Annotated in this window: 26 protein-coding genes and 1 pseudogene; 20 read left to right on the plus strand and 7 right to left on the minus strand. The window is 73.9% G+C overall.

Annotated elements, in window-relative coordinates:
• The first annotated feature begins 97 nt into the window (after positions 1 to 97).
• The gene (locus tag D4B81_RS05590) at positions 98 to 424 is read left to right on the plus strand and encodes a hypothetical protein (RefSeq protein ID WP_122261494.1); all 327 of its coding nucleotides are present in this window, start codon (positions 98 to 100) and stop codon (positions 422 to 424) included.
• Between the two features lie 81 nt (positions 425 to 505).
• Positions 506 to 1,690 carry a signal recognition particle-docking protein FtsY gene (ftsY, locus tag D4B81_RS05595; protein WP_122261495.1) on the plus strand — a complete coding sequence of 395 codons (1,185 nt, stop codon included), beginning with the start codon at positions 506 to 508 and terminating at the stop codon, positions 1,688 to 1,690.
• A 179-nt stretch (positions 1,691 to 1,869) separates the two neighbouring features.
• Here the strand turns inward: ftsY and D4B81_RS05600 are convergent, their stop codons facing one another.
• Positions 1,870 to 2,799, minus strand: coding sequence for an oxygenase MpaB family protein (locus D4B81_RS05600; RefSeq protein ID WP_237565841.1), 930 nt, complete (start codon positions 2,797 to 2,799; stop codon positions 1,870 to 1,872).
• A 22-nt stretch (positions 2,800 to 2,821) separates the two neighbouring features.
• On the opposite strand from D4B81_RS05600, the gene ffh reads away from it, so the two are divergent.
• The 4 genes from ffh (at position 2,822) to D4B81_RS05620 (ending at position 7,980) form a co-directional block, all read left to right on the plus strand.
• Entirely contained in the window at positions 2,822 to 4,462 is a 1,641-nt protein-coding gene (ffh, locus tag D4B81_RS05605; RefSeq protein WP_122261496.1) for a signal recognition particle protein, read from the plus strand.
• 80 nt (positions 4,463 to 4,542) lie between these two features.
• Positions 4,543 to 5,574 carry an LLM class flavin-dependent oxidoreductase gene (locus D4B81_RS05610; protein ID WP_202613589.1) on the plus strand — a complete coding sequence of 344 codons (1,032 nt, stop codon included), beginning with the start codon at positions 4,543 to 4,545 and terminating at the stop codon, positions 5,572 to 5,574.
• 42 nt (positions 5,575 to 5,616) lie between these two features.
• Entirely contained in the window at positions 5,617 to 6,768 is a 1,152-nt protein-coding gene (locus D4B81_RS05615; RefSeq protein WP_122261497.1) for a M4 family metallopeptidase, read from the plus strand.
• Between the two features lie 108 nt (positions 6,769 to 6,876).
• Positions 6,877 to 7,980, plus strand: a complete 1,104-nt coding sequence (locus tag D4B81_RS05620; RefSeq protein WP_122261498.1) for an amidohydrolase family protein — start codon at positions 6,877 to 6,879, stop codon at positions 7,978 to 7,980.
• A 3-nt stretch (positions 7,981 to 7,983) separates the two neighbouring features.
• On the opposite strand, the gene D4B81_RS05625 is transcribed toward D4B81_RS05620, so the two are convergent.
• Both D4B81_RS05625 and aceA read right to left on the minus strand, forming a co-directional pair.
• Positions 7,984 to 9,555, minus strand: a complete 1,572-nt coding sequence (locus D4B81_RS05625; protein WP_122261499.1) for an aldolase/citrate lyase/malate synthase family protein — start codon at positions 9,553 to 9,555, stop codon at positions 7,984 to 7,986.
• A gap of 103 nt (positions 9,556 to 9,658) precedes the next feature.
• A complete protein-coding gene (aceA, locus tag D4B81_RS05630; protein ID WP_161965001.1) occupies positions 9,659 to 10,981 on the minus strand; it encodes an isocitrate lyase in 1,323 nt (440 codons plus the stop codon).
• Positions 10,982 to 11,121: 140 nt separating this feature from the next.
• Between aceA and D4B81_RS05635 the strand changes: the two genes are divergently transcribed.
• The 10 genes and pseudogenes from D4B81_RS05635 to D4B81_RS05680 all read left to right on the plus strand — a co-directional run bounded on the left by D4B81_RS05635 (position 11,122) and on the right by D4B81_RS05680 (position 18,458).
• Positions 11,122 to 12,675, plus strand: coding sequence for a helix-turn-helix domain-containing protein (locus D4B81_RS05635; protein ID WP_097187839.1), 1,554 nt, complete (start codon positions 11,122 to 11,124; stop codon positions 12,673 to 12,675).
• 131 nt (positions 12,676 to 12,806) lie between these two features.
• The gene (rpsP, locus tag D4B81_RS05640; protein ID WP_122261500.1) at positions 12,807 to 13,325 is read left to right on the plus strand and encodes a 30S ribosomal protein S16; all 519 of its coding nucleotides are present in this window, start codon (positions 12,807 to 12,809) and stop codon (positions 13,323 to 13,325) included.
• A gap of 2 nt (positions 13,326 to 13,327) precedes the next feature.
• The gene (locus D4B81_RS05645; protein ID WP_097187837.1) at positions 13,328 to 13,570 is read left to right on the plus strand and encodes an RNA-binding protein; all 243 of its coding nucleotides are present in this window, start codon (positions 13,328 to 13,330) and stop codon (positions 13,568 to 13,570) included.
• Positions 13,571 to 13,709: 139 nt separating this feature from the next.
• Complete coding sequence (gene rimM, locus D4B81_RS05650; RefSeq protein WP_122261501.1) at positions 13,710 to 14,234, plus strand: ribosome maturation factor RimM; 525 nt, start codon at positions 13,710 to 13,712, stop codon at positions 14,232 to 14,234.
• Positions 14,231 to 14,926: pseudogene (trmD, locus tag D4B81_RS05655) on the plus strand (tRNA (guanosine(37)-N1)-methyltransferase TrmD); the annotation flags it as partial. The gene rimM and the pseudogene trmD, both read left to right, overlap by 4 nt.
• 77 nt (positions 14,927 to 15,003) lie before the next feature.
• A complete protein-coding gene (serB, locus tag D4B81_RS05660) occupies positions 15,004 to 15,882 on the plus strand; it encodes a phosphoserine phosphatase SerB (protein ID WP_122261503.1) in 879 nt (292 codons plus the stop codon).
• A gap of 195 nt (positions 15,883 to 16,077) precedes the next feature.
• Entirely contained in the window at positions 16,078 to 16,488 is a 411-nt protein-coding gene (rplS, locus tag D4B81_RS05665) for a 50S ribosomal protein L19 (protein WP_122261504.1), read from the plus strand.
• A 145-nt stretch (positions 16,489 to 16,633) separates the two neighbouring features.
• Positions 16,634 to 17,404, plus strand: coding sequence for a signal peptidase I (gene lepB, locus D4B81_RS05670; protein WP_237565842.1), 771 nt, complete (start codon positions 16,634 to 16,636; stop codon positions 17,402 to 17,404).
• On the plus strand, positions 17,401 to 18,138 hold the full coding sequence (locus tag D4B81_RS05675; RefSeq protein WP_202613590.1) for a ribonuclease HII: 738 nt from the start codon (positions 17,401 to 17,403) through the stop codon (positions 18,136 to 18,138). The genes lepB and D4B81_RS05675 overlap by 4 nt, the downstream gene beginning before the upstream one ends.
• Positions 18,135 to 18,458, plus strand: coding sequence for a DUF2469 domain-containing protein (locus D4B81_RS05680; RefSeq protein WP_097187832.1), 324 nt, complete (start codon positions 18,135 to 18,137; stop codon positions 18,456 to 18,458). The genes D4B81_RS05675 and D4B81_RS05680 overlap by 4 nt, the downstream gene beginning before the upstream one ends.
• A gap of 96 nt (positions 18,459 to 18,554) precedes the next feature.
• On the opposite strand, the gene D4B81_RS05685 is transcribed toward D4B81_RS05680, so the two are convergent.
• Positions 18,555 to 19,127 carry a hypothetical protein gene (locus D4B81_RS05685; RefSeq protein WP_122261505.1) on the minus strand — a complete coding sequence of 191 codons (573 nt, stop codon included), beginning with the start codon at positions 19,125 to 19,127 and terminating at the stop codon, positions 18,555 to 18,557.
• A 251-nt stretch (positions 19,128 to 19,378) separates the two neighbouring features.
• Here D4B81_RS05685 and D4B81_RS05690 point away from each other — a divergent pair, with 251 nt between their 5' ends.
• The 4 genes from D4B81_RS05690 to D4B81_RS05705 are packed head-to-tail and all read left to right on the plus strand — an operon-like array spanning position 19,379 to position 23,092.
• Positions 19,379 to 19,753: a YraN family protein gene (locus tag D4B81_RS05690; protein WP_122261506.1), complete on the plus strand. Its 375-nt coding sequence runs from the start codon at positions 19,379 to 19,381 to the stop codon at positions 19,751 to 19,753.
• Positions 19,753 to 21,285, plus strand: a complete 1,533-nt coding sequence (locus D4B81_RS05695) for a YifB family Mg chelatase-like AAA ATPase (protein WP_122261507.1) — start codon at positions 19,753 to 19,755, stop codon at positions 21,283 to 21,285. The genes D4B81_RS05690 and D4B81_RS05695 overlap by 1 nt, the downstream gene beginning before the upstream one ends.
• Positions 21,282 to 22,409 carry a DNA-processing protein DprA gene (dprA, locus tag D4B81_RS05700; RefSeq protein ID WP_122261508.1) on the plus strand — a complete coding sequence of 376 codons (1,128 nt, stop codon included), beginning with the start codon at positions 21,282 to 21,284 and terminating at the stop codon, positions 22,407 to 22,409. The genes D4B81_RS05695 and dprA overlap by 4 nt, the downstream gene beginning before the upstream one ends.
• Complete coding sequence (locus tag D4B81_RS05705) at positions 22,406 to 23,092, plus strand: M23 family metallopeptidase (protein WP_122261509.1); 687 nt, start codon at positions 22,406 to 22,408, stop codon at positions 23,090 to 23,092. Before dprA ends, D4B81_RS05705 begins: the two co-directional genes overlap by 4 nt.
• 18 nt (positions 23,093 to 23,110) lie before the next feature.
• Here the strand turns inward: D4B81_RS05705 and D4B81_RS05710 are convergent, their stop codons facing one another.
• From D4B81_RS05710 to D4B81_RS05720, 3 genes are read right to left on the minus strand one after another with little or no spacing between them, the layout of a single operon-like run.
• Complete coding sequence (locus tag D4B81_RS05710) at positions 23,111 to 24,019, minus strand: tyrosine recombinase XerC (RefSeq protein ID WP_122261510.1); 909 nt, start codon at positions 24,017 to 24,019, stop codon at positions 23,111 to 23,113.
• Complete coding sequence (locus tag D4B81_RS05715) at positions 24,016 to 24,585, minus strand: RDD family protein (protein WP_122261511.1); 570 nt, start codon at positions 24,583 to 24,585, stop codon at positions 24,016 to 24,018. Before D4B81_RS05715 ends, D4B81_RS05710 begins: the two co-directional genes overlap by 4 nt.
• A gap of 13 nt (positions 24,586 to 24,598) precedes the next feature.
• A complete protein-coding gene (locus tag D4B81_RS05720) occupies positions 24,599 to 25,762 on the minus strand; it encodes a pyridoxal phosphate-dependent aminotransferase (RefSeq protein WP_122261512.1) in 1,164 nt (387 codons plus the stop codon).
• Positions 25,763 to 25,927: the final 165 nt, after the last annotated feature.

The following is a 25,927-nucleotide window of genomic DNA, read 5'->3' on the forward strand; positions in this document are numbered from 1 at the left end:
ACGTCCGGCGCCCTCGGCCCAGGTCAGGGCAGGGGGTGCCCGGGACACGCCGTCGACGGGATTGGGCGGCGACCCCCGTCCTTGCGACACTGGCCCCATGCTCGCACTGCTCCTGTCCATGATCTTCTGCGTCGTCATCGGCGCCGGCGTCGTCGGCTACGTCATGCTCGAGGCGCGCCGGGAGGGCCGTGGTGCGTTCTGGACCGCCGAGGGTGAGGAGCTCATCGCCGGCGCCCGCAGGACGACGGAGAAGGTCCGCGCCCGCAGCGGCGACCTCGTCGGCTCGGCGGCGGAGCGGACCCGCAGCCTGGCCAGCCGGCCCGCCGCCCGCGATGAGGTCGTGCGCGACGGTGTGGTGCGCGAGGAGGCCGTGCGCGACGAGCCCGCGGCGGGGCGCGACGGGGAGATGCGGCACGCCAGCTGACCCCGACCGCCCCCGACCGATGGTCCGGGGCCGGGGTGGCGGCCGTCCGGTCGTGCCGGTGCAGTCTGCGAGGATGGCGCCGTGGGACCGATCAATGAGCTCTGGGAGATCCTGACCCTCGTCACCGTCCTCGTCGTCGGTGCGCTGGGCGTGCTCGTCGCGCTCGTGCGCGGGCGCGGCGGTGACCGGACGTCGCCACGGCTGCCCGACGGGGAGCCCCGCGGGGGCGTCCTCGTCGAGGAACGGGAGCGCGTCGAGGGCCCCGAGGCAGACGTGGAGAACCGCGGCGGCGGTGTCCTCGTCGAGGAGGCGGGGGCGGCGGCCCCGACGCTCGAACGGCCCACGTCGGCCCGCGGCCGCCTGCAGCGGCTGCGCGCGCGGCTGGCGCGGTCCAACTCCGCGATCGGCAACGTGCTGCTCTCGCTCCTGTCCCGGGACGGGCTCAGCGAGACCGACTGGGAGGAGGTCGAGGACACCCTGCTCGCCTCCGACCTCGGCGTCGAGGCCACCCAGGAGCTGGTGGCGGCGCTGCGGACCCAGGTGCGGGTGGACGGCACCACCGACCCCGTGCAGGTCAAGCAGTGGCTGCACGACGACCTGCTGCGCCTGGTCGACCCGTCGATGGACCGGCGCATCGCCGCGAGCCGTGAGGACGGGCACCCCGCGGTGATCCTCGTCGTCGGGGTCAACGGCACCGGCAAGACGACGACGGTCGGCAAGCTCGGCCGGGTGCTCGTGGCCGAGGACAAGGACATCGTCTTCGGCGCCGCGGACACCTTCCGGGCCGCCGCGGCCGACCAGCTGTCGACGTGGGGGGAGAGGGTCGGGGTCCCGACCGTGCGGTCGCACCAGGAGGGTGCGGACCCGGCGTCGGTGGCCTACGAGGCGGTCCGGGCGGGCATCGAGATGGAGTCGGACGTCGTCATCGTCGACACCGCCGGGCGGCTGCACACCAAGCGGGGGCTGATGGACGAGCTCGGCAAGATCAAGAGGGTGGTGGAGAAGCTCGCCCCCGTCGGCGAGGTGCTCCTCGTGCTCGACGCGACCACCGGCCAGAACGGCATGCGCCAGGCCGAGGAGTTCGCCCGCGAGGTGGCGATCACCGGCATCGTGCTGACCAAGATGGACGGCACCGCCAAGGGCGGCATCGTCGTCAACGTCCAGCGCAAGCTCGGCGTGCCGGTCAAGCTCATCGGCCTGGGCGAGGGACCGGACGACCTGGCGCCGTTCGACGCGGAGGCGTTCGTCGGCGCGATCATCGGCTGACGGGCTGACGGGCTGACGGGCGGGCGGGGGCACGGGCGAGGGACGAGCGGGCACGTCTCCCCGTGCGCAACGCCCTCAGATGAGTGGGGTGTGCACGCGATCCGGGGGCAGGCCGTACCCGACCCACTCACCTGAGTGGGCGGGGTTCGCGATCCGCGGGCAGGCCGTACCCGACCCACTCACCTGAGTGGGGTGTGCACGGACAGCTGCGAGCTGCCCGGGGCGTTGCGCGGCTCCGAGGGGTCGCCGAGCGCCCAGCCCACGGCCCGGGTGCCGACCGTGCCGAGCGGGCCCGCGACGGCGCGCAACGTCATACCCTCCAGGCCGCGCAGCGGCGCGGGCAGGTGCAGCCCGAGCAGGTCCCGCGCGTAGCCCGGCAGCAGCTCCACCGCCCCCGCGGCGAGCATCCAGAACCCCGGCCGCGCGGCCCACGGCAGGGGCGGCTCGAGCAGCAGGAAGCGGACCACGTCGAGCGCGCCGGGGGTCGTCTCGAGCTCGGGTCGGTATGCCGCGAGCGCCGTCCCGAGCTCGTGCACCGTCCGCGGCGGGTCGGGGATGCCCAGGCGGGTCGCGACGTAGGACGCCTGGTCGACGTAGCGGTCGGCCTCGGCCGGCGTGAGGGGGCGGCGGGCGTAGCGCTGGTGCGCGACGAGGAAGCTGTCGATCTCGGCGACGTGCACCCACCGCAGCAGGTGCGGGTCGCTCGCCGCGTAGGGACGGCCCAGCCGGTCGGCCCCCGACACCGTCTCGTGGATCCGGTTGATCCGGTCCAGCATCCGCTCGGCCGCCTCGGCGGGGCCGAACGTCGTCATCGCCAGGAACTCGCTGGTGCGCTGCAGGCGCCCCCACGGGTCGTCGCGGTAGCCGGAGTGCTCGCCGACGCCGGCCATCGCCAGGGGGTGGAGCGACTGGAGGAGCAGGGCGCGGATGCCCCCGGCATACATCCCGGCATGACCCTGGACCCGGCAGATCGGGTCGTCGGGGGCGAACCGCCGCTCGCCCGGGGCGAGCCAGATGCTGTGCGCTCGACGGTCGGCGTCCGGACCCGCCACCCGGTCGCGCAGGGCCAGGGCGAGCCGACGTCGGGCGGTGGCGATGGGGGAGCGCACGCGACCAACGTATCCTTGCCGGGTGTTCAACTCCCTCTCCGACCGCCTGGCGCACACCTTCCGCAACCTCAAGCGCAAGGGCAGCGTCACCGAGTCCGATCTCAACGCGACGATCCGGGACATCCGCCTCGCGCTGCTCGACGCGGACGTGGCGCTGCCGGTCGTCAAGGAGTTCACCGGTCGGGTCCGCGAGCGCGGCCTCGGCGCCGAGGTGCACCAGGCGCTCAACCCCGCGCAGCAGATCGTCAAGATCGTCAACGAGGAGCTCGTCTCGATCCTGGGCGGTCAGACCCGCCGGCTGCGGCTCGCCAAGACACCGCCCACGGTGATCATGCTGGCCGGCCTGCAGGGGTCGGGAAAGACGACCTTCGCCGGCAAGCTGGGCCACCTGCTCAAGCAGCAGGGTCACACCCCGCTGCTGGTGGCCGCCGACCTCCAGCGCCCCAACGCGGTCACCCAGCTGCAGGTCGTGGGCGAGCGCGCCGGGGTGCCGGTCTTCGCGCCGGAGCGCGGCAACGTGTTCGGTCACGACGCGGCGCTGGAGGCGGGGGAGGGCACCCGCTCCTTCGGCGACCCGGTCGACGTCGCCGTCGACGGCGTCGAGGAGGCGCGGCGCAAGGGCAACGACGTCGTCATCATCGACACCGCCGGCCGGCTGGCCGTGGACGTCGACCTGATGCGCCAGGCCAGCGACATCCGGATCGAGACCCAGGCCGACGAGGTGCTGTTCGTCATCGACGCGATGATCGGGCAGGCCGCCGTGGAGACCGCAAAGGCCTTCAGCGACGGTGTCGGCATCACCGGGTCGGTGCTCACCAAGCTCGACGGTGACGCGCGCGGTGGTGCGGCCCTGTCGGTCACCACGGTGACCGGCCAGCCGATCCTCTACGCCTCCACGGGTGAGGGCGTCAAGGACGTGGAGCTGTTCCACCCGGACCGGATGGCCTCGCGCATCCTCGACATGGGTGACGTCCTGACGCTCATCGAGCAGGCCGAGCAGGCCTTCGACCAGGTGCAGGCGCGGGAGATGACCCGCAAGTTCCTCGCGGACGAGGACTTCACCTTCGACGACTTCCTCGAGCAGATGGCCGCGATCAAGCGGATGGGGAGCCTGAAGCAGATGCTGGGCATGATGCCGGGCATGCAGGGCATGCGCGCCCAGCTCGACGCCCTCGACGAGCGGGAGTTCGACCGCGTCGAGGCGATGGTGCGCTCGATGACGCCGTTCGAGCGGCACCACCCCAAGCAGATCAACGGCTCCCGCCGGGCGCGCATCGCGCGCGGCTCGGGCACCACGGTCCCGGAGGTCAACCAGCTCCTCGAGCGCTTCGGCGAGGCGCAGAAGATGATGCGGCAGCTCAAGAAGGGCGGGGGCATCCCCGGGATGCCGGGGATGCCCGGCATGGGCGGTCCCGGCGGTGGCCGGCGGGGCAAGGCGGCACCGAAGAAGAAGGGGAAGTCCGGCAACCCCGCCAAGCGCGCCCAGCAGGAGCGGGAGGCGGAGCAGAAAGCCGTGACCGCCCGGGAGACCTCCTTCGACAACGCCTTCGGTGCCGGGGCGCAGGACGAGGCGGGGACGCCGGCCGGTCAGGGTTCCGACCTCGCCGGTCTGAAGCTCCCGCCGGGCTTCGAGAAGTTCCTCGACCAGGGCGGGAGCAGGTAGCCGCGGCCGCACCCGCGGGGGAACACGTCATACCCTCTGTTTGTTGACTCATCAACAAAACCGAGGACAAGGAGTATGACGTGACGGTCGAGCTGGGTCTGGACACCTTCGGCGACATGACGGTGCGCGACGACGGCACGCCGGAGACCGCCGCCCAGGTGATCCGCAACCTCGTGGACCAGGGGGTGCTGGCGGACCAGGTCGGCGTCGACTTCCTCGGGGTGGGCGAGCACCACCGTCCCGACTTCGCGGTGAGCGCGCCGGACGTGGTGCTGGCGGGCCTGGCCACCCGGACCGGGCGGATCCGGCTGGGCACGGCCGTCACGGTCCTCAGCTCGGACGACCCGATCCGCGTGTTCGAGCGCTTCTCGACCATCGACGCGCTGTCGGGCGGCCGGGCCGAGGTCGTCCTCGGTCGCGGGTCCTTCACCGAGTCCTTCCCCCTCTTCGGCTACGACCTGCGCGACTACGACACCCTCTTCAGCGAGAAGCTCGACCTTTTCGTCCAGCTCCTGGACGAGGGGCCGGTCAGCTGGCAGGGAAGCATCCGGCCGCCGCTGGTCGAGCAGGAGGTGTGGCCCCGGACCGAGTCCGGCCGGCTGACCACCTGGATCGCGGTGGGTGGCTCTCCGCAGAGCGTGGTGAGGGCCGCGTCATACCAGATCCCGCTCATGCTCGCCGTCATCGGCGGGCCCGCCGCCCGCTTCGCACCCTTCGCCGAGCTCTACCGGCGGGTGCTGGAGGAGGCCGGCGCCGACCGGCTGCCGGTGGCCGTGCACTCGCCGGGCCACGTGGCGCAGACCGACGAGCTCGCCCGCGAGCAGCTGTACCCCCACTTCAAAGCCAACCGGGACCGGATCGGCGCCGAGCGCGGCTGGGGCCCGGTCGGTCTCGACGAGTACCACGGCGAGATCACCCACGGCTCGCTCTACGTCGGCTCGCCGGAGACCGTCGCGCGCAAGATCGCCGCGACGGTTCGCACGCTGGGCCTGGACCGCTTCGACCTCAAGTACGCCAACGGCCCGATGCCCCACAGCCAGCTGATGCGCTCGATCGAGCTCTACGGCACCCAGGTGGCGCCGCGGGTGCGGGAGCTGCTCGCCGAGGACTGACGGGGACCGGGTCTGTCGCAGGCCCGTGCCACAGTGCGGGGTATGACGTACCTCCGCTGCTCGATCGTCCCGCCCTACGTGCTGCGTCGGCTGGCGCGGGCCGAGCCGGGGCTGGCGGACGCGGTGGGGTTCGCCCTGGACGACGGCGCCTCGCTCCGGCACCGGCGCGAGCTCACCGGCACCCGTTGGCCTGACGGGGATCCCGGCGGCGGCCAGGGGATCATCGCCTGGCCGATGCAGCAGCGGGCCGGTGCGGGCGCGGAGCGGCAGGTCGTCGGGGCCGTGGAGGTCCCGGCGTCCGCGACGCCGGACCGCTCGGTGCACGACGCCCAGCAGCGCACCGAGCTGCCCGGGCGGCTGGTCCGGGCCGAGGGGCGGCCGCCGGCGGCGGACGCGTCGGTCGACGAGGCCTACGACGGGCTGGGTGCCACGTGGGAGGTGCTGGCGCGCGTCTACGGCCGCGACTCCCTCGACGGCCGGGGTCTGCCGCTGCTGGCCACCGTCCACTACGGACGCAGCTACGACAACGCGTTCTGGGACGGGCGCCAGATGGTCTTCGGCGACGGGGACGGCGTCTACTTCGCCGGCTTCACGCGCAGCGTCGACGTCGTGGCCCACGAGCTGGCCCACGGACTGACCCAGTTCACCGCCGGCCTGACCTACGTCGGTCAGCCCGGGGCCCTCAACGAGTCCGCCTCCGACGTGTGGGGTTCCCTGGTGCGCCAGTGGGTGCGCGGCCAGACGGTCGACGAGGCCGACTGGCTGATCGGTGCCGAGCTGTTCACGGACCGGGTCCAGGGGGTCGCGCTGCGGTCGATGGCGGCCCCGGGGACCGCCTACGACGACCCGGTCCTGGGCACGGACCCGCAACCCGGGCACATGGACGACTACGTGGTGCTGCCGCACGACGCCGACAACGACAACGGCGGGGTGCACGTCAACTCCGGCATCCCCAACAGGGCGTTCCACCTCTTCGCCACGGCCCTGGGCGGGCACGCCTGGGAGCGGGCCGGCCAGGTGTGGTTCGACACGATGACCACGCGCGGGTCGATCCCGCGGGACGCGGACTTCCTGCGCTTCGCCGCCGCCACGGTGACGGCCGCCGAACGCAGGTACGGCGAGCGCGGTGAGGTCGAGCGGGCCCTGCGATCGGCGTGGGCGGGCGTGGGCATCGAGGTGGCGGCGAGGGTGTGAGCCGTCGGCGCAGGGACCCGGCTGCGGTGGACGGTGGCCCCTGCGGGGGCTATGAGTCGCCGCGGTCCCCGCTAGCCTGACCGCACGACATACCCGCGAGGAGGCGAGATGAGCGCACCGGTGCTGCACGTCCGTGGCCAGGTCCTGGTCGGTCCCGAGGAGGTGCTCGGCGAGGTCTGGGTGCTGGACGGGAGGATCAGCCTCAGCCCGCCCACCTCCGGAGAGGTCGAGACCGTGGACGGGTATGCCGTGCCCGGTCTCGTGGACGCCCACTGCCACGTGGGGCTCGAGGCGCACGGGGCGGTGGACGAGGAGCGCACCGAGCAGCACGCGCTCGCGGAGCGGGACGCAGGTGCGCTGCTCCTCCGTGACGCCGGCAGCCCGGCCGACACGCGGTGGGTGCAGGAGCGCGAGGACCTGCCCCGGCTGATCCGCGCCGGCCGCCACATCGCCCGGACCAGGCGTTACCTGCGCAACTTCGCGTGGGAGATCGAGCCCGAGGACCTCGTCGCCCACGTCCGCCAGGAGGCGCGCGACGGCGACGGCTGGGTCAAGCTCGTGGGGGACTGGATCGACCGGGAGACCGGCGACCTGGCCGTCTGCTGGCCGGTGGACGTGCTCACCGAGGCCATCGCGGCCGCCCACGAGGAGGGCGCGCGGGTCACGGCGCACTGCTTCGGCGAGCAGTCGCTCGTCGACTTCGCCGCGGCCGGCACCGACTGCATCGAGCACGCGACCGGGCTCGTCGACGACACCATCGACACCTTCGCGCGGCAGGGCATCGCGATCGTGCCGACGCTGGTCAACATCGACAACTTCCCGAAGTTCGCGGAGGCCGGCCGGGGCAAGTTCCCGACCTACGCCGACCACATCATGGACCTGCACGAGCGCCGCCACGAGACGGTGGCCAAGGCCCACGAGGCGGGCGTGCCGGTCTACGTCGGCACCGACGCGGGCGGCCAGCTGCCGCACGGCCTCGTCGCGCGCGAGGTCGAGGCGCTGACCCGGGCCGGGATGTCGAACCTCGAGGCGATCGGTGCCGCGACCTGGGCGGCCCGCGCCTGGCTGGGGCGGCCGGGCATCGCGGAGGGGGAGTCGGCCGACCTGGTCGTCTACCGCGACGACCCCCGCGAGGACGTGCGCACCATGGTCGACCCGCACCGGGTCATCCTCCGGGGCCGGGCGCACGAGCACTCCGGCGCCCGGGGCTGAGGGTCAGGCGGCCTCGGTGACGGGCTCCCCGAGGCGCAGCAGGACCTCGTAGGCCCGCACCGAGAGGAAGGCCGGGGGCTCGTCCGTGACCACCGACTCGCGCAGGAGCGTGACGGCGTGCGCCAGCAGCTCCTCGCGCGCGCCGCGCCGGCGCAGGAGCGCCACCTCATCCTCCATGACCCGGTCCAGGAGGAGCGGCGACATGGTCGGCCCCTCCGCGAACCGCTGGCCGTGGGTCATCCACTGCCACAGCTGCATCCGCGCCAGCTCGACGGTGCCGAAGTCCTCGATGTGGCCCTGCAGGGTCAGCGTCCCCTCGCCGGCCAGCCACCCGGTGAGGTAGGTCAGCGCCGACCGCAGCGCGGTCCGCATACCGGTCAGCGTCGCGCTGCCGGGGAGTGAGCTGACGTCCCGCAGCGCGGCGGCGTCCACCGTCCCCGAAGGCACCTCGCCCCCCTCGCGCAGCCGCTCCTGGGCGTCGGTGCCGACCCGGCGGTCACGGTCCTCGAACGGGGTGCGGACCACCGGCACCAGGCCCGGGTGGAGCGCCCAGGCGCCGTCGAACCCCTGCTTGGACTCGCGCGCCTTGTCACGGTGGACGCGGGCGTGGGTCATCGCCACCGACTCGTCGAAGGGCCCGCTCGCCGCCAGCGCCACGGGCCCGCCGATGGCCTGGACCCCGCGCCGGTGGCAGGTGCGCACGATCACGTCGGTGTAGGCGCGCAGGAAGCGCGTGTTCATGGTGAACGAGTCCCGGTCGGGGAGGGCGTGGTCCGGCCGCTGCCCGTAGGTGCGCAGGTAGGAGAAGACGTAGTCCCACCGTCCGGCGGTGAGCCCGGTCACGCGCTCACGGAGCACGTGCAGGATCTCCTCCAGCTGGTATGCCGCCTGCACGGTCTCCACGAGCACGCTCACCCGGGTGCACCCCGGGGACAGACCGAGCGCCTCCTCCGCCCGTCCCAGCATGGCGTCCCACCAGGCCGCCTCCTGCCAGGTCTCCAGCTTGGGCATGTAGAGGTAGGGGCCGCTGCCGTTGTCCGCGAGGATCTGACCGTTGAGGGCCAGGAAGGTGACGACGTCGGCGACCGGGGCGCTCAGCGGCTCCCCGTCCACCTGCGCGTGCGCCTCGACGAGATGAAGCCCCCGGGGCCGGACCATGAGCGTCGGGACGCCCGGCCGGGCGTCCCCCGTGCGGGTGGCGGCGACGTCGGAGATGACGCGGTGGGCGGTCTCGAGGCGGCGCTGCGTAGGCACGAGCATGTCCTCCAGGTCGGCCACCCAGACGTCGGCCCCGGTGGCCAGGACACCCTTGGCCGCCTCCGCCGTGGCGGGGGTGGCGAGCTCGACGAGGCGGTAGGTCAGGTCCGCGGGCGGCGGAGCGACCCGCCAGTGCGGGTCCTCCCGGATCGCCCTCGTCTCCTCCGGCTGGGCGAGCTCGGCTCCGGCCAGGACCGCACGGGACTGCTCCTTGCGGGCGTTGAGCAGCGACTTTCGCTCCTCCCGGCCGGCCCGCTCCACGCTCTCCACGGCCGCGAGCTGGTCGGCGTCCAGCAGGTGGTTCAGGTAGCTGTCCATGGGGCCTTACCTCCGTCGGTGGGGACGACCGGGCCCCGCGGGGGCCCGGTCGTGCGTCCTGTCAACCGGCGACGCGGGTGCGCGACCCGGCGACCACGGTGAGTCAGTGGTGGAACTGCTCGGACTCCGTCGAGCCCGACAGCGCGGTCGTGGAGGACTCCGGGTTCACCGCGGTGCTCACGGCGTCAAAGTACCCGGTGCCGACCTCGGCCTGGTGACGGACGGCGGTGTAGCCGCGCTCCGCGTCGGCGAACTCCGCCTCCTGCAGCTCGACGTAGGCGCTCATCCCGGAACGGGAGTAGCCGTGGGCGAGGTGGAACATGCCGTGGTTGAGCGAGTGGAAGCCGGCCAGCGTGATGAACTGGAAGGCGTAGCCGAGCTCGCCCAGCTCGTCCTGGAACGAGGCGATCTCCGCGTCGGAGAGGGCCGCCTTCCAGTTGAACGACGGTGAGCAGTTGTAGGCCAGCTTCTGGCCCGGGAAGTCCTTGTGGAGCTCCTGCGCGAACTCGCGCGCCAGGCCCAGGTCCGGCGTGCCCGTCTCGACCCAGATGAGGTCCGAGTAGGGCGCGTAGGCCTTGGCCCTGGCCAGCACCGGCTCGATGCCGTTGCGCACGCGGTAGAAGCCCTCCGAGGTGCGCTCGCCGGTGGTGAACGGCTGGTCGATCTCGTCGACGTCGCTCGTGAGCAGGTCGGCCGCGAGGGCGTCGGTGCGGGCGATGACGACCGAGGGGACACCCAGGACGTCGGCCGCCAGCCGGGCGGAGCTGAGCGTGCGGACGTGCTGGGACGTCGGGACCAGCACCTTGCCGCCGAGGTGGCCGCACTTCTTCTCCGAGGCGAGCTGGTCCTCCCAGTGCACCCCGGCCGCGCCCGAGGCGATCATGGACTTCATCAGCTCGAAGACGTTGAGGGGCCCGCCGAAGCCGGCCTCCGCGTCCGCGACGATCGGGACGAAGTAGTCGGTGCTGGTGTCCCCCTCCATCCAGGCGATCTGGTCGGCGCGCTTGAGGGCGTTGTTGATCCTGCGGACGACCGCGGGGACCGAGTTGGCGGGGTAGAGGCTCTGGTCGGGGTAGGTCTCCCCGGCGAGGTTGGCGTCGGCCGCGACCTGCCAGCCGGAGAGGTAGATGGCCTCGAGCCCGCCCTTGACCATCTGCACGGCCTGGTTGCCGGTCAGGGCCCCCAGCGCGCGGGTGAAGGGCTTGGTCTCCAGGGCCTCCCAGAGGCGCTCGGCGCCGCGGCGGGCGAGGGTGTGCTCCTCGACGACGGACCCGCGGAGACGGATCACGTCCTCGGCGGTGTAGCGACGCTCCACGCCCTGCCAGCGAGGGTTGTCGGCCCAGTCGCGCTCCAGCTCGACCGCCTGCTCGGCGGGGCTCAGCGGCTGCGGCGAGGAGGTGCTCTGCTCGTGCTGGGTGGTGGTCATCGTCGACCCCTTTCGTGTCGTTCGGGCGGTGCCGGATGGTGTGCGGTGTGACCGGTTGTTGACCACTGTGCCCCGTCCGGACCGTCCGGCAACCCCCTTCCCACTATCAAGAACATCCGATCTTTCGCTATCGTGCAGGGATGACTGCTGTCCACGGCCGGGTGCTGCCGTTCATCCCCTCGGACCGGCTCGAGTCGGTCGACGACGCCGCCCCACGGGGCAGCGACAGCGTCGGGATCGGTCGCCGGCTGCGGCACCACCGTCGCGAGGCCGGGCTGACGCTGGCCGAGCTCGGGCAGCGGGTCGGCCTGTCCGCATCGGCGATCTCACTGCTCGAGAACGGCCGGCGGGAGCCGCGGGTGACCACGCTCGACGACCTGGCCCGGGCCCTGGGCACCGACCTGGCCGCGCTCGTGTCCGCCGGACCCCCGAGCCGCCGGGCGGCCCTGGAGGTCAAGTGGGAGCGGGCCCAGCGTTCCCCGGGGTTCGAGGGCCTGGGCATCCCGGCGGTCCGCGTCGGCCCCGGTCTGCCGGACGACGCCCTCGAGGCGCTCGTCGGGCTGTACGAGAGCGTCGTCGGCCTCCAGCAGCACCGCGCGGCCACCCCGGAGTACGCCCGGCTCGCCAACGCCGAGCTGCGGCGCCGGATGCGCGAGGCCGACAACTACTTCCCCGACATCGAGGCGCTCGCCGCCGACCTGGTCGGGGTCGTCGACCACAGCCACGGCCCCGTCACGAGGGAGGCGGTCAACCGGATCGCCCGCCACGTCGGGTTCACCCTGGAGGCCGTCCCCGACCTGCCCGCCTCCACCCGGACCGTGACCGACCTGGCCAACCGGCGCGTCTACGTGCCCACCCGCGGGGGCCACGACCTGCGGGCCACGGCCCTGCAGGCGCTGGGCCACGTGGTGCTCGAGCACGAGACACCCCGCGACTACGCCGAGTTCCTGGCCCAGCGGGTGGAGATCAACTACTTCGCCGCCGCGGTCCTGCTGCCCGAGTCCAGCGTCGTCCCCTTCCTGCGCCGCGCGAAGGAGGCCCGGGACATCGCCCTGGAGGACCTCCGCGACGCCTACGCGGTCTCCTACGAGACCGCGGCCCACCGGTTCTGCAACCTCGCGACACGCCACCTCCAGCTGCCCGTGCACTTCATGCGGACCAGCGCCGACGGCGTCATCTACAAGGCGTACGAGAACGACGGCGTGCGCTTCCCCATGGACCCGACCGGCGCCATCGAGGGGGCACGCGTGTGCCGGTCGTGGACCGCCCGGGTCGTCTTCGAGCGCCCGCTGGGCGAGGTGTACCACCAGTACACCGACACCGGCCGCGGCACCTTCTGGTGCACGGCGGTGGCGGAGCAGACGCCGGCGGGGCGGTTCTCGGTGAGCGTCGGCGTGCCGTTCGACCAGGTGCGCTGGATGCGCGGGCGCGACACCACCGCACGCCGGGTCTCCCGCTGCCCCGACCCGCGGTGCTGCACCCAGCCACCCCCCGAGCTGGCCCGCACCTGGGCGGGCAAGGTGTGGCCGAGCGCCCGCGCGCACTCCCACCTGCTCGCCGTGATGCCGCCCGGCGTCTTCCCCGGGGTGGACGACACCGAGGTGCTGCGCTTCGTGGCCGAGCACGCCCCGGACCGGCAGGACGGCTCGGGGGGACCGCCGGGTTGGGCCGCCGCCGCGGATCTGGCACACTAGGCCGGTACTCATCCGGCCGGCCCCTCTCACCGACCGAGCATGCGTCCACCGGAGCGTCGGTCCCGCGGGTGTTCCCCCACCGTGGCGGCCGGGCTGCTCACCCAGACCAAGAATGAGGAGACCACGCACTCGTGGCTGTCAAGATTCGCCTGAAGCGCATGGGCAAGATCCGTGCACCGTTCTACCGTGTCGTCGTCATGGACTCGCGCGCCAAGCGCGACGGCCGGGCGATCGAGGAGATCGGCAAGTACCACCCGACCGAGGAGCCCTCGCTCATCGACATCGACACCGACCGGGCGCAGTACTGGCTCGGCGTCGGCGCCCAGCCGACCGAGCAGGTCCAGGCGCTGCTGAAGATCACCGGAGACTGGCAGAAGTTCAAGGGCGAGCCCGGCACCGAGGGCACCCTGAAGGTCAAGGCGCCCAAGCCGGACAAGAGGTCCCTCTACGAGGCAGCCCTCGCGGCGGCCGACGGTGACGACAGCGCCGACAGCGGCGCGACCACGCGCCGCAAGCCGGCCCGCAAGGACAAGGCCGAGGCCGCGCCTGCCGAGACCACGCCCGAGGCTGCGCCCGCCGAGGCCACGCCCGCCGAGCCGGCCCCCGCGGCCGAGTCCGAGGCGCCTTCCGAGACCCCCGCCGAGGCCTGATCGTGCTCGAGGAGGCGCTGGAGCACCTGGTCAAGGGCATCGTGGACCACGACGGCGACGTCGTCGTCCGGTCCAAGAGCGCCCGGCACGGTGACATCCTCGAGGTCAGGGTCCACCCCGACGACCTCGGCCGGGTGATCGGCCGTCGCGGCCGCACCGCGAGCGCCCTCCGCACCGTCGTCGGTGCCCTTTCGGGAGACGGCAAGGTCCGCGTCGACATCGTCGACACCGACCGGGTGCGCTGACCACCCGCACCTCCCGGCACGGCCCGCCCGGCGCACCGCGCCCGGCGGGCCGTGCTGCGTCCCGGCCCCCGCACGAGCGGTGCCGGCAGGGCCCGCATACCCTCGGTCCGAGCCGGACCACCGACCCCTGGAGACCGACATGGCAGACGAGGCGTTCGTCGCCGCCCGCATCGGGAGGCCGCACGGACTGCGCGGCGAGGTGACCGTGCAGGTCCACACCGACGACCCGGACAGCCGCTTCGTCGTCGGCGCCACCTTCCCGACCGACCCCGCCGCCCGCGGCCCCCTGAGCCTGCGCAGCGTGCGCGTGCACCAGGGCACCTACCTGCTGGGCTTCGAGGGCCACCCGGACCGCAGCGCGGCCGAGGCGCTGCGCGGCACCCTGCTGCTCGTCGCCGACGAGCCGGAGGACGACCCGGGGGAGGGCTGGCGCGAGGAGGACCTCCTCGGGTTCGCCGTGGTCACCCCCGAGGGCACCGACCTCGGCACCGTCTCGGGGCTGCACCTGCGACCGGTCCAGGACCTGCTCGAGGTGCGGACCCCCCGCGGCCAGGTCCTGGTCCCGTTCGTCGACGAGCTGGTGCCCGAGATCGACGAGGACGCCCGCCGGGTCGTCGTCGACCCTCCGCCCGGGCTGCTGGAGCTCGGGGAGGACGGGGCGTGACGCTTCGTCTCGACGTCGTCACGATCTTTCCCGACTACCTGGCGCCGCTGGAGCTCTCGCTCATCGGCCGGGCGCGCCGCGAAGGTCTGCTCGAGGTGCACGTGCACGACCTTCGCGACTGGACCGCCGACCGGCACCGCACCGTGGACGACACCCCCTACGGAGGGGGGGCGGGCATGGTCATGAGGCCCGAGCCCTGGGGCGCCGCCCTCGACGAGGTATGCCGCTCCGCCCCCGGGCGGACCCCCCACCTCGTCGTCCCCGGCCCGGGAGGGGACCCGTTCACCCAGGCCACGGCGCACCGGCTGGCGACGCAGGACTGGCTCGTCTTCGTCTGCGGCCGGTACGAGGGCATCGACGAGCGGGTCTACGAGGAGTTCGGCGCGCGCTACCCGCTCTCGGTGCTCAGTCTCGGTGACTACGTGCTCAACGGCGGCGAGGTCGCGGTGCTGGCGATGACGGAGGCCGTCGCGCGCCTGGTGCCCGGGGTGATCGGCAACCAGGCCAGCCTGGACGAGGAGTCCCACACGGGCGGGTTGCTGGAGTACCCCGTCTACACCAAGCCCCCGGTGTGGCGCGGCCGGGAGGTCCCTCCGGTCCTCCTGTCCGGGCACCACGGCCAGATCGCCGCATGGCGGCAGCAGCAGCGGCTCGAGCGCACCGCCCGCCGTCGCCCGGACCTCCTCGAGGGCTACCTCGACGGCCAGGGTGGCACCGCGGCGGCGGAGGGCTGGGACGCCTGAGCACGGCGGGTGCCTACGATCAGGCCGTGCACGTCCTCACCCTCCTCACCGACCCCGCCCGGGCCGACCTCACCGAGGCGGCGCTCCGCGAGCTGTCCGGCTGGGGACCGCGCTCGCCGCGGTGGCTCGCCGACGGCGTCGCGCTCGAGGCCACCCTGGACCTCCTCCCGGCGGACCGGTGGGAGGCGTGGGGCCGCTGGCAGGAGCGGGGCGTCGACCTGGTGCTGCAGCCCGCGGCGGGACGCCGCAAGAAGGTCCTCCTCGCCGACATGGACTCGACGATGATCCAGCAGGAGTGCATCGACGAGCTGGCCGCGCACGCAGGGGTGGGGGAGCACGTCGCCGGCATCACGGCGCGGGCGATGAACGGCGAGCTCGACTTCGCCGAGGCGCTGCGCTCGCGGGTGGCGCTGCTCGCGGACCTGCCGACCGCCGTCGTCGACACCGTCCTGTCCGAACGCATCACGCTGATGCCCGGGGGGAGCGAGCTGGTCGCGACGATGCGTGCCCACGGCGCCTACACGGCCCTGGTGTCCGGCGGGTTCACCCAGTTCACGGGCGCCGTCGCGGGGCGGCTCGGCTTCGACGAGCACCGGGCCAACACGCTCGCGGTCGACGGTGGGCGGTTCACCGGCCGGGTCCTCGAGCCGGTCGTGGGCCGCGAGGCCAAGGTCGCGGCCCTCCGGGAGATCACGGCGGAACTCGGACTGACGCCCCGGGACGCCATCGCGGTGGGGGACGGCGCCAACGACCTGGACATGCTGCGCCTCGCGGGGACCGGGGTCGCCCTCCACGCCAAGCCGGTCGTGGCCGAGCAGGTCGAGGTGCGCGTCAACCACGGTGACCTGACGGCGCTCCTCTACCTGCAGGGGTATGCCGCCGCGGACCTGCTCCGGCCGGGGTGACGGTTTGGCCGGGGTCCTCCCGGTCTGGCAGACTTGACCCTTGCGTCCCTGACCCGGCACCACCGAGCTCGCGCCCCTGCCACAGGGGGAGTCGCGCGAGCGGAGCGCGGCGAGGGACGGCATACCGACAGCGTGCCCGCCCCGGGCACCAGATCGCCGTGGGTGACCTGTGGCATCGACGGCAGGAGAGAAGCCATGCACAAGCTCGACCAGCTCGACGCAGCCAGCCTGCGCAGCGACATCCCGGACTTCCGCGCCGGCGACACCATCAACGTCCACGTCAAGGTCATCGAGGGCAGCCGCTCCCGCGTCCAGGTCTTCAAGGGCGTCGTGATCCGCCGCCACGGCGGTGGCGTCGCCGAGACCTACACCGTGCGCAAGGTCTCCTTCGGGGTCGGCGTGGAGCGCACCTTCCCGCTGCACTCCCCGAACGTGGAGAAGGTCGAGCTCGTCTCCCGCGGCAAGGTCCGCCGCGCCAAGCTCTACTACCTGCGCGACCTGCGCGGCAAGGCCGCCAAGATCCGCGAGCGTCGCGACGCCGTGCCCGCCGCCGCCAAGCCGGCCCCGGTGAGCGCCCCCGCGGAGGCCCCGGCCGAGCAGGCCTGAGGCCGCACGAGACACCGATCCCCCGTCCGGGCGCTGCCCGGCGGGGGATCGTCGTGTCTCCCAGCCCGCAGGGTTAAGGTCGCACCAGCCGCCCGGTCGTCAGGACGGGCCGGCCCGAGCAGCTAGAGGACGAGGACGGCAGAGGGTGAGCGACCCGAGCAGGGACGAGGTGCTCCAGGACGGGCCGCAGCCCGAGGAGACGACAAGGCGGGCACAGCGGGCACGCCGGCACCAGGAGGAGCGCAAGGGCGGTTTCTGGCACGCCGTCCGCGAGACGCTGGGCATCGCGGTCACCGCCCTCGTCATCTCCTTCATCATCAAGACCTTCCTCGCCCAGGCGTTCTGGATCCCCTCCGGAAGCATGGAGAACACCCTCGTCTACGGCGACCGGGTGATGGTGAGCAAGATCCAGGCCGGCCCGATGGAGGTCGAGCGCGGCGACATCGCGGTCTTCGAGGACCCGGGCGGGTGGCTGCCCCCGTCGGTGCAGCCCGACCGCGGGCCGGTGATGGACACCCTCATGGCTGCGCTGCAGTTCGTCGGGGTGGCGCCCGTCTCGGAGGGCAACCACCTCATCAAGCGGGTCATCGGGGTCGGTGGCGACACGGTCGCGTGCTGCGACGACGAGGGACGGCTCAGCGTCAACGGCGAGCCGCTGACCGAGGACTACCTCTACCCGGGGGACGAGCCGAGCACGGTGGAGTTCGAGGTCACCGTGCCCGAGGACGGCATCTGGGTGATGGGGGACCACCGGTCCAACTCCCGGGACTCGCGCGCGCACGACGACGGCACCGGGGCCGGCGGGTCCGTCCCGCGCGACAACGTGGTGGGTCAGGCGTTCGTGCTCCTCTTCCCGCTGGAGAACGCGACCTGGTTCCGGACCCCGGACACCTTCGCCCAGGTGCCGCAGCGGTGACCGCCACGGCCACTCCCCGGCGCGCCGCGGCCCGCCGCCCCAGCCTGCGGGTCGAGCGCACCCTCCAGCGCGAGGGGTACGGCGTCCTCGTCGGCATGGACGAGGTCGGCCGGGGGGCGCTCGCCGGTCCGGTCACCGTGGGGGTCGTGGCCATCGACACGTCCTGCCGGACCGCCCCGGCCGGCGTCCGCGACTCCAAGCTCCTCGCCCCCGCGGCCCGGGAACGCCTCGCCCCCCGCATCCGCCGCTGGTGCCTGGGCCACGGCGTCGGGCACGCCAGCGCCGCGGAGATCGACGACATCGGGATCATGGCTGCCCTGCGGCTGGCGGGGGAGCGGGCCCTGGCCCAGCTCGACCTGCGGCCCGACCTCGTGCTCCTCGACGGCAACCACGACTGGCTCACCGACCCGCGGCGGGTGGGTCTGCTGGCGCTGACCGAGGACACCGCCCCGCCGCCCCCGGTGCGGACGATGATCAAGGCCGACCTGCGCTGCTCCTCGGTCGCGGCGGCGTCCGTGCTCGCCAAGGTGACCCGGGACGCCCTCATGGTCGATCTCGCCCCCGGGCACGCGGCATACCGTTGGGAGCAGAACAAGGGGTATGCCGCGCCCGAGCACCTGGACGCGCTGCGCGCCCTCGGCCCCAGCGACCACCACCGCCGCAGCTGGCGGATCACCGGCAACGGGGTCGTCGCCGGCACCGGCATCGGCACGGACGAAGGAGGGCTCCTGTGAGCGCGGAGGACCTGGAGAAGTACGAGACCGACATGGAGCTCGCGCTCTACCGCGAGTACCGCGACGTGGTCGGGCTGTTCTCGCACGTCGTGGAGACCGAGCGGCGGTTCTACCTGGCCAACGAGGTCGACGTGCAGGTGCGCACCGGCGACGGCGAGACGTGGTTCGAGGTGACGATGAGCGACGCGTGGGTGTGGGACGTCTACCGCCCGGCCCGCTTCGTCAAGAGGGCCCGGGTCATCACGTTCAAGGACGTCAACGTGGAGGAGCTGGCCAAGAGCGAGCTGGAGGTCCCCAAGGAGCCGCCCTTCGGGCGCTGATCCCAGGCAGCACGCGAGGAGGCACCCCCGGCCTGGGGTGGGGCCGGGGGTGCCTCTGCTGACCGGCAGGGGGTCAGCGCGCCGGGGCGCGGGAGGTCAGAGCCTGCGGCACTGGTCCTCCTTGTTGCCCGAGACCGTGTTGCCCGTCCCCGTCGGGGCCGGGTTGTTGGACTTGCACTGCAGGTTGCCGTCGATCGTGTTCCGGCTGATGGTCACCGCGGCCCGGTTCGAGAAGTACTGCACGTCGCCCTTGACCTGGGTGAAGGTGGTCGACTGGGCGCCGCTGTTGGCCTTGGACTGGAGGCTGCCGCCGACGCTGGAGCGGGTGAGGGTCGCGGTCCGGCCGTTCTCCAGCTGGACGTCGCCCTTGACGCTGGTGGCGTTGCGCGCGACCACGCTGCGGTGACCCTGCGCCTGGACGCTGCCCTCGACGTAGGCACGGTCGGCGGTGAGCGTGGACCCGGAGCGGACGAACACGTTGCCCTTGACGTAGGTGCCGGTCAGGGTGCACGTCGCGCCGGGGGGCACGTTGATGCTCCCGTCGATCGTGCGGGCGCCGATCGAGCCGCGGCAGGTGATCTCGTCGGCGTGCGCGGGCAGCGCGGTCAGGGCCATGGTCGACCCGAGGAGCGCGACGGTGGCCAGGGTGGCGAGGAGCGAGCGGGACATGGGGACTCCGATCCTGGGCGGCCGGCCTCGGTGGCCGGCTCCCTCCCAGCCTGGCCGCCGCGCGTGAGAGGGCGGTAACCCACGGGTGAAGGTCCTCTCATTCTCGCGGGCGCCCCGTCCACACCCTCCCCGGCGCCGGATGGGTCGTCCACAGTGCCGGCCGCGACCCTTGTCCGAGGGCGGCGACCCCGGTTGTCTTCGGGGACAGGACGTCGCCGGGTCGGCGCGGCGGTCGAGGTGGAGGAGGGGCGATGGAGGGTATGCCGTGGCGCGAGGCTCGCGGGGTGGGTGACCGGGGGGAGGACCTGGCCTGCGCACACCTGGTGGAGCAGGGCTGGGAGGTGGTCGAGCGCAACTGGCGCTGCCGCGAGGGGGAGCTGGACGTCGTCGCGCTCGACCCGGACGGCCAGCTCGTGTTCTGCGAGGTGAAGACGCGACGGTCCGCCCGGTGCGGCGCGCCGATCGAGGCGGTGGGTCAGGAGAAGGCGCAGCGGCTGCGCAGGCTCGCCTGGGCCTGGCTGGCCGCCCACGGGCGGCGTCCGGACCGGTTCCGCATCGACGTCATCGGCGTGCTGGTCCCGCCCGGGCGCCCGGCCGAGCTGCAGCACCTGCGGGCGGTCGCCTGATGGGGTTCGGGAGCACCCGCGGCCTGACCCTGAGCGGCGTCGAGGGGCACCTCGTCACGGTCGAGGTGCAGGGCAGTGACGGCCTGCCGACGTTCGTCATGACCGGGCTCGCCGACCCCGCCTGCCGGCAGGCGCCGGACCGGGTCCGCCCGGCGATCGGCAACCTGGGCCTGTCCCTGCCCGCGCGACGGTGGACGATCAACCTCTCGCCCGCCGGCCTGCCCAAGACGGGCAGCGGGCTCGACCTGGCCATCGCCACGGCGCTGCTCGCGGCGGAGAACCACGTGGACGCCGCGGAGGTGGCCGGGGTGGCCCACGTCGGCGAGGTCGGGCTGGACGGCACGGTGCGGCCGGTGGCGGGGGTGCTGCCCATGGTCGTCGCGGCGGCGGAGGCGGGGGTGCGCGAGGTGCTCGTCTGCGCCGCCGACGCGCGTGAGGCCTCCCTCGTCGGGGGGATCACCGTGCACGGCGTCAGGTCCCTGCTCGACCTCGTGGCGTTTTACCAGGCCCGCAGCGCCGGGCTCGAGCACCCGCTCCCGGTGCCGGACCCCCCGCGGCCTCGACCCGCACCGGGCAAGGACCTGTGCGACGTCGTCGGTCAGGCGCAGGCCCGGTGGGCGCTGGAGGTCGCGGCCGCCGGCGGGCACCACATGCTCCTGGTCGGCCCGCCGGGCGCGGGCAAGACGATGCTGGCGGAACGGCTCCCGGGGCTGCTGCCCGCCCTCGGGGAGTCCGACGCGCTGGCGGTGACGGCCATCCACTCCGTGCTCGGGGTGCTGCCCCGGGGCGACGAGCTGCTCACCCGGGCACCGTTCGTCGCCCCCCACCACAGCGCCTCGATGGCGGCGGTGATCGGCGGTGGTTCCGGGGCCGTCCGACCCGGGGCCGTCTCGCGGGCCCACCGGGGCGTCCTCTTCATGGACGAGGCGCCGGAGTTCCGCCGGGACGTGCTCGACGGGCTGCGGCAACCGCTGGAGTCCGGGGAGGTGGTGGTCGCCAGGGCGGACCGGCACGTGCGGCTGCCGGCGCGCTTCCAGCTCGTGCTGGCCGCCAACCCCTGTCCCTGCGGAGGGGGACCGCCGCGGGGGTGCAGCTGCGCGCCGATGCGACGAGCGACCTACTTCAGCCGGCTGTCCGGGCCGCTCCTGGACCGGCTCGACCTCAAGGTGGGGGTCGGTCAGGTGTCGCGTGCGGACCTCACCCTCGGACCGGGCGAGCCGAGCGAGGTGGTGGCCTGCCGGGTCGTCGAGGCCAGGGAGCGCCAGCGCCGACGCTGGCGCGGTATGCCGTGGACGCTGAACGCGGAGGTCCCGGGACCGGTCCTGCGGCAGGGCGCCTGGCAGCTCCCGCCGCGCGACCGGCGCGAGCTCGACGAGCGTCTGGACCGGGGCACGCTCACCCTCCGGGGGTTCGACCGGTGCCTGCGGGTCGCGTGGACCCTGGCCGACCTGGCGGGGACCGCGCGGCCAGGACGCGCCGAGGTGATGAACGCCCTGACCCTGCGTGAGATCCAGGAGGTGAAGGTCGCATGACCTCCTGCACCGGCACCGGGTCGTGGCGCTCCGACCGTGGCTCCCGGGCCCTGCTGTCCCGGATCGCCGAGCCCTACGACGAGAGCGTGCGCGTGCTCGTGGCCGAGCACGGGGTCCAGGACCTCGTCGGTTACGCGGTCACGGACGGTCGGAACCCGGACGGGGTGCCCCTGACGCGGCTGCTCAGCAGGCTGGAGCGCAGCCTCGCCGTCGACGAGGGATCGGTCTGCCGAGCCCTGCGCGTGCGCCTCCTAGTGCCCGGCGACGAGGAGTGGCCAACCGGTCTCGACGACCTCGTGTGGCCGCCGTGGGCGCTGTGGGTCAAGGGGCCGGCCAGGCTCGACGAGGCGAGCGCCCGCGCGGTCGCCCTGGTCGGGGCACGGGCCAGCAGCACGTATGGCGACGAGGTCGCGGCGCGGATCTCGTTCTCCCTGGCAGAGCGCGGGTTCACGATCGTGTCCGGGGCCGCCTACGGCATCGACGCCGCCGCGCACCGGGCGGCCCTCGCCGCGGACGACGGTCTGACCGTCGCGGTGCTCGCCAGCGGGGTGGACGTGCCCTACCCCCGCGCCAACTCGGCGCTCCTGGAACGCATCGCGGAGGTGGGTGCGACCGTGAGCGAGACGCCCCCGGGCGGGGCCCCGGCCCGGATGCGGTTCCTGTCCCGCAACCGCATCATCGCGGCCCTCTCCGCCGGCACCGTGGTGGTCGAGGCGGGTCTGCGCTCGGGTGCCCGGAGCACCGTCAAGCACGCCCGGGAGCTGGGCCGGCACGTGATGGCCGTCCCCGGGCCGGTGACCTCGGCGCTCTCGGCCGGGTGCCACGAGGAGATCCGGGCGGGGGCCACCCTCGTCTCGGACGCGGCCGAGGTGGCCGAGCTCGTGGGCCGCATCGGCGAGGACCTCGCCCCGCCCAAGCGCGGGCCGGTCGAGGCGCAGGACGACCTGGATCCCGAGGTGCGTCGGGTCTGGCAGTGGCTGCGTCCCCGACGCTCGGTCAGCGTGGACGAGGTGATGGTGCGCTCCGGCCTGGGACTCGGCGAGGTGCTCGTCGCGCTCTCCGAGCTCGAGCACCGCGGGATGGCCGAGCAGCTGCTGGACGGCTGGAAGCGACGGGGGTCATGAGCAGGACCCGCGCCGTCGCGCCGTTCTGCCTCGGCCTCCTCCTGACCCTCTCCGTGCCGGCCGCACCTCCTGAGCCGGTGGTCGCCCCGGGGTCCGTCGCGTCGCCGTCGTCCGCGGGGCCGGCGGCGGACGCGTCATCCGTCCCGGAGCCGCCCGTGCGGTCGGGTCTGCGGACCACCGCGCTGTCGGCGGTGCTGGGCGCGAGGCTGGCGGACGGGGGAGCGTCGGCCACCAGGGGCGACCGCGGGGACCGCGGCGACCGTCGTCGGACGACCCTGTGGGGCTGGCCGTTGCTGGGCACGCCCGACATCGCCCGGCCCTACGACCCGCCCGCCGAGCGGTGGCTCCCCGGGCACCGCGGCATCGACCTCGCGGGCGTGCGCGGGGAGCCGGTGCTCTCGGTGGAGGCGGGCGTGGTCAGCCACAGCGGCGAGATCGCCGGCGTGGGGGTGCTGTCGGTGACCCACCCGGGCGGGTTGCGCTCGACCTACCAGCCGGTGGTCGACCGGGTCGCCCGGGGCACCCGGGTGGGGCGGGGGCAGGAGATCGGCACCCTGGACCTGGGCGGTCACTGCGTGCTGCACGACTGCCTCCACCTGGGGGCACGGCGCGGCGAGACCTACGTCGACCCGACGCCGCTCGTCCTCGGCGTCGAGCTGACGCTCCTCCCGGTGGCGCCATGAGTCTCCGGGCCGCTCGGGTCAGGCCCGGGGGTGGGCCTGCTGGTAGGCGGCGCGCAGCCGGTCGACGGACACGTGGGTGTAGATCTGGGTGGTGGCGAGGCTCGCGTGCCCGAGCACCTCCTGCACCGTGCGCAGGTCCGCCCCACCCTCGAGCAGGTGGGTGGCGGCCGAGTGCCGGAGCCCGTGCGGACCGGTGACGGGCGTGTCCGGGAGATGGCTGAGCAGCTCGGCCAGGGCGGCGCGCACCTGACGCTGGTCGACCCGTCGGCCACGACGCCCGAGGAAGAGCGCGGGTCCGGACTCGGGGGTGACGAGCGAGGGCCGGGCGGTCAGCAGCCAGTGCCGGAGCGCGTCGGCGGCAGGGGTGCCGAAGGGCACGACGCGCTGCTTGTCGCCCTTGCCCAGCACCCGCGCGGTCCCCACGTCGAGGTCGACGTCGTCGACGTCCAGACCGGTCAGCTCGCCGACCCGCATGGCCGAGGCGTAGAGGAGCTCGAGCATGGCGCGGTCCCGGACCCGCACCGGGTCCTCGTCGTCCGAGGCGACGGCCGCGAGCCCCATGAGCTCGCGCGCCTGGTCCGCCCGGAGGACCGTGGGCAGGTGCTTGTCGCGGCCCGGTGCGGCCAGGCGTGCGGCGACGTCCGTCGTGACGTGACCCTGCCGTCGGGCCCACCGGAAGAACGTCCGGGCGGTGGCGGACCGCCGGGAGACGCTCGAGCGGGTCGCGCCCCGCGCGCCCTGGCTGCCGAGCCAGGCGCGCAGGTCGGGCAGCCGGACGTCCTCCAGGTCGGCGACCCCCTGACCGAGGAGGAAGTCCGCGAGGGAGCGCAGGTCGCCCAGGTAGGCGCGCACCGTGTGGGGCGAGCGGCCCTTCTCCACGCGGAGGTGCTGCTCGAACGCGGGGAGGACGTCCTCGAGAGCGCTCACGCGTCCACCCTCGCGGAGCCGTCCGTTGACGCTCGTTCGACACGGGTGCCGGCCACGCGGTCGTGCAACCCCCTTCCCCCCGCCAGCGCGGGAGCCGCACAGGCCCCCGCCAGGACGAGCGAGAGCCCGGTCAGGGTCATGGCGAGGGTGGGCTGCACGTCGAGGACGGCCCGGAGCACACCGAGGTGGGCCACGTGCCAGGGTAGGGCCTTGACGAGGTTGCGCAGCCAGACCTGGCTCGTGCCGGGCCTGGCTCCCGTCACGTCCGCGACCACGAGACCGCCCCACCGCTTCCCGACCGTGGCCCGGTGCCGGGAGGACTCGCTGAGCGCGAGGTAGGCGACGTAGGGCACGACCGTCGCGAGGGCCACCGCCCCGTCGGCCACGAGCAGCGCCCGGGGCCCCGGCGGACCGGGGTCCGGGTCGCCGAGCAGCGGCCGCACGAGCAGCGCGGCGAGGCTCAGCACCCCCAGCCAGGCGCCGACGACGAGCCAGTCGCCGAACCACGACCGCACCCGCGCGGCGGGCGCGGGGCGCCACGTGGCGGTGGCGGGAGCGGACGGCATACCCGTGAGGGTGTCACCGGCGGGCGAGCGAGCGGAGCCGACGCGCCGCCTCGCGCAGCACCTCCTCCTTCTTGCAGAAGGCGAAGCGCACCAGCGAGGCGACCGGCACCGGGTCGTCGCAGAAGACCGAGACGGGGACGCCGACCACCCCGACCTCCTCCGGCAGCCGTCGGCAGAAGTCCACGGCGTCCGTGACGCCGTGACCGGCGAGGTCGGCGATGACGAAGTAGGTCCCCTGGCACGGGCTCACCGGCACCCCGACGTCGGTGAGCGCCCCGACCAGGACGTCGCGCCGGGACTGCAGCTGGTCGGCGAGACCGGTGAAGAACGCGTCGGGCATGCGCAGCCCGTGAGCCACCGCCGGCTGCAGGTGCGTCACCCCGACGAAGGTCAGGAACTGCTTGACGCCGGCCACGGCCGCGACGAGGGGCGCCGGCCCGCTCACCCACCCGGTCTTCCACCCGGTGAGGCTGAAGGTCTTGCCCACCGAGGAGATCGTCAGGGTGCGCCCGGCCATGCCGGGCAGCGTCGCCACCGGGATGTGCTCCAGCCCGTCGAAGACCAGGTGCTCGTAGACCTCGTCGGAGATCACGAGCAGGTCGCGCTCGACCGCCACCCGCGCCACCGCCTCGAGCTCCGCGCGGGTGAAGACCTTGCCCGTCGGGTTGTGCGGGGAGTTGAGCAGCAGCACCCGCGTCCGGTCCGTGACCGCGGCGGCCAGCGCGTCGACGTCGAGCGTCAGGTCGGGGAAACGCAGCGGCACGGTCCGCCGCACCCCGCCGGCCAGCGCCACGCTGGCGGCGTAGGAGTCGTAGAACGGCTCGATGACGACGACCTCGTCACCGGGCTCGACGAGGGCGAGGAGGCTGGCGGCGATCGCCTCCGTCGCGCCGACCGTCACCAGCACCTCGGTGTCCGCGTCCAGCGGTATGCCGTAGAAGCGTCGCTGGTGCTCGGCGACGGCCTCACGCAGCACGGGCAGACCGCGGGCGGGGGCGTACTGGTTGAGGCCCTCCCGCAGCCCCCGCGCCGCCAGCTCCAGCATCTCCTCCGGGCCGTCGGTGTCGGGGAAGCCCTGGCCGAGGTTCACGGCGTCGAACTGCAGGGCGCGCTGGGTCATCTCGGCGAAGACCGTGGTGCCGAAGGGCTGCATGCGGGTGACGAGGTGGCCGGTCATGCGGCCACGGTATCCGCCGGGCACGGCCCCCGGTCCCGCCGTGCGGGAGCACCGGCCGGGGCGCGGTAGGATGGAGTCACGTGCGGCGTGTCTCACGCCGCACGAATTCGCGCCCGGGCGCGGTCGGCACAGCGTGACGGTGACCTCCGAGTCCCTGCACTGCAT

The organism is Ornithinimicrobium cerasi, assembly GCF_003702705.1.
GTDB lineage: Bacteria > Actinomycetota > Actinomycetes > Actinomycetales > Dermatophilaceae > Ornithinicoccus > Ornithinicoccus cerasi.